Consider the following 2,248-nt stretch of genomic DNA (forward strand, 5'->3'; position numbering starts at 1 on the left):
CCGCCGATCACCTCAGCGCCGGTCGCACGGATGCGCGCGGCAAAGGCGGCGGGGGCGGTGGCGGGAAGGATAATCACCGCACGCGCGCCGAAAATCCTTGCCCCCGCAGCAACCGACAAGCCGTGATTGCCCGCACTTGCTGTCACAAAGGTCATGGTGGCAGCCTTATTCTTGGCCGCCGTCGGATCTTCGACCCCTGCCGCCTCACAGATCATCTGCGCCACAGCAAAAGCCCCACCCAGCGCCTTGAAACTGCCAAGCCGCATCCGCGCGCCTTCGTTCTTGGCGAAAAGCGATGCAACACCAATCTCTTGCGCCAAATCGGCCAATTCCGACATCGGCGTTGGCAGATGCACAGGGCAGCGCGCCAACAGGGCCAGTGGTCGATCCGGGCTGGCGCGAAAGTGGCGCTTTGGCGTAGTTTTGGCGCGTGCGTTGGTCAGGGCTGGCATGTCAAACCTCAGTCATGCAGGGTTGCGTTGCCTCACCATAAAGCCGTCAAATGGGAAAAATATACAACGTATTTGTATTTTTCGGGAAATGCGTTGTTCTGACTGAAATACATGATAGGAAAAACTCATGAACGGACTTGATTCGTACGATTACGCCATTCTTTCGCTTCTGCAAGAAAACGCGCGTGAGCGGATGGAGGACATTGCTGCCCAAACCGGGTTGTCTGTCGCCACAGTGCAGCGCCGGATCAAGATACTGAAGACGGACGGAGTGATCGCGCATGAAACCGCTGTCATTCGGCCCGACCGGGTGGGTTTTGGTATGACCTTTTTGGTCATGGTGGAACTTGAACGCGAAAGATTGGTGGAGTTGGAGGCCTTCAAGACGCAGATCGACGCAGAGCCGCAGGTGCAACAATCCTATTATGTGACAGGCGATTTCGACTTTATTCTGGTCGTGCTGTCGCAAGATGTGGAGCGTTTCAAGCTGCTGACGCAGCGGCTGTTTTTTGAAAACTCGAATGTGAAACGGTTTCGGACCTCGCTGGTGATGGACCGGATCAAAGTGAGCCTGACGGTGCCATTGGTCTCGCCGGAACAGGCGGAAACCGCAGGGTAGCCTGTCGGGAGGAACGCCATTCAAGTTGCGCAAGGGCATGTGCAGAAATCGGCGGCTGAGGGGGCGCCACAGCGGCCACAACACCAATGCAGCGGCCAAGCGCGAAGGCGTCGACGACGCCAACATGATGCAGCTTCCCGGGGTGACGGAGGTTCTCGCCGCCGTGCAGGCGGGCCGCGCCGATGCCGGGATCCTGCCGGCGCTGAGCGCGATCCGCATGGCCGCGCTGAACCCCGACACCATCAGCGCGACCGACCAAACCGCGCTGCCGGAATGGACGCTGAGCTACGTCGGTCTTGGCTTTTGCGCCGAAGATGATGACTTCCGCCAAGCCTTCAATGCTGCGTTGAAGGGTTACATGGGGTCTGATGCGATGATGGCCGCTGTGGCGCCCTTTGAATATTTGCCCAGCAACCTGCCCGGCGACACGCAAACCGACTGGATTTGCGCAAACCGCTGAGGTCTGGCAATGCTGTCGTCCCGGCCCGCTCCCCGTCAGAACGACAGTATCATTTGGCGAACCGACGGCGGGTTGAAACTACGCATCCCCGCCCTTTACCGCCGGGCGTGCTGACCCTTCTCCCCCCGAACCCTGTGAGATCTTGGATGTCATATCCCGATTTCCTGGCGACCTTTGGACCGCGCCTTGCAAACGGCACAGCGGTAACGGTCGGGCAATTCACGTTGGCAAGCATACTTGCCGTGGCTATGGCCGGGGCCTCGGGCCTGATGCTGATCTCGGTCTCGCGCGTCGTGCGGGCCGGGGCACTGGGCTATGTCGAAATTTTCCGCGGAACATCGTTGCTGGTGCAGCTTTACTGGATATTCTTTGCCCTGCCGATCTTTGGGCTGACTCTGGACAAATTCACCGCCGGTATTCTGGCTGTTGGCTTGAACGGCGGCGGCTATGGCGCGATTCTGGTCAAAGGCGCGGTCATGGCCGTCCCAAATGGCCAGTGGGAGGCAGCCATTGCCATCAACATGACGCCGACATGCCGGATGCTGCGCATCATCCTGCCGCAGGCGGTAGTCATCATGCTGCCGAGCTGGGGAAACCTGCTGATCGAAATTCTGAGAGGAACCGCGCTGGTTGCCTTGATTTCCGTCACCGACCTGATGTTCGAAGTGCGCCAGATCAACAATGCCTCGTTCAACTCTTCTGATGCGTTCGGCACGG

The 2,248-nt window shown here is 59.1% G+C and carries 4 protein-coding genes; 3 read left to right on the top strand and 1 reads right to left on the bottom strand.

The genetic code is table 11. The features are described from left to right. Positions 1-452, bottom strand: a 452-nt coding sequence (locus tag L0H65_RS18690) for a pyridoxal-phosphate dependent enzyme (protein WP_301460704.1), incomplete at its 3' end; no start/stop codon positions are given. 127 nt (positions 453-579) lie between these two features. Here L0H65_RS18690 and L0H65_RS18695 point away from each other — a divergent pair. The 3 genes from L0H65_RS18695 to L0H65_RS18705 all read left to right on the top strand — a co-directional run. Beyond that, a complete protein-coding gene (locus L0H65_RS18695) occupies positions 580-1,071 on the top strand; it encodes an Lrp/AsnC family transcriptional regulator (RefSeq protein ID WP_301460705.1) in 492 nt (163 codons plus the stop codon). A 37-nt stretch (positions 1,072-1,108) separates the two neighbouring features. After that, positions 1,109-1,531 carry a transporter substrate-binding domain-containing protein gene (locus L0H65_RS18700; RefSeq protein WP_367652017.1) on the top strand — a complete coding sequence of 141 codons (423 nt, stop codon included), beginning with the start codon at positions 1,109-1,111 and terminating at the stop codon, positions 1,529-1,531. Between the two features lie 146 nt (positions 1,532-1,677). Continuing rightward, positions 1,678-2,248: amino acid ABC transporter permease (locus L0H65_RS18705; RefSeq protein WP_301460707.1), on the top strand; the 571-nt coding region annotated here is incomplete at its 3' end.

Source organism: Pseudorhodobacter sp. (genome assembly GCF_030452865.1).
Taxonomy (GTDB): Bacteria; Pseudomonadota; Alphaproteobacteria; order Rhodobacterales; family Rhodobacteraceae; genus Pseudorhodobacter.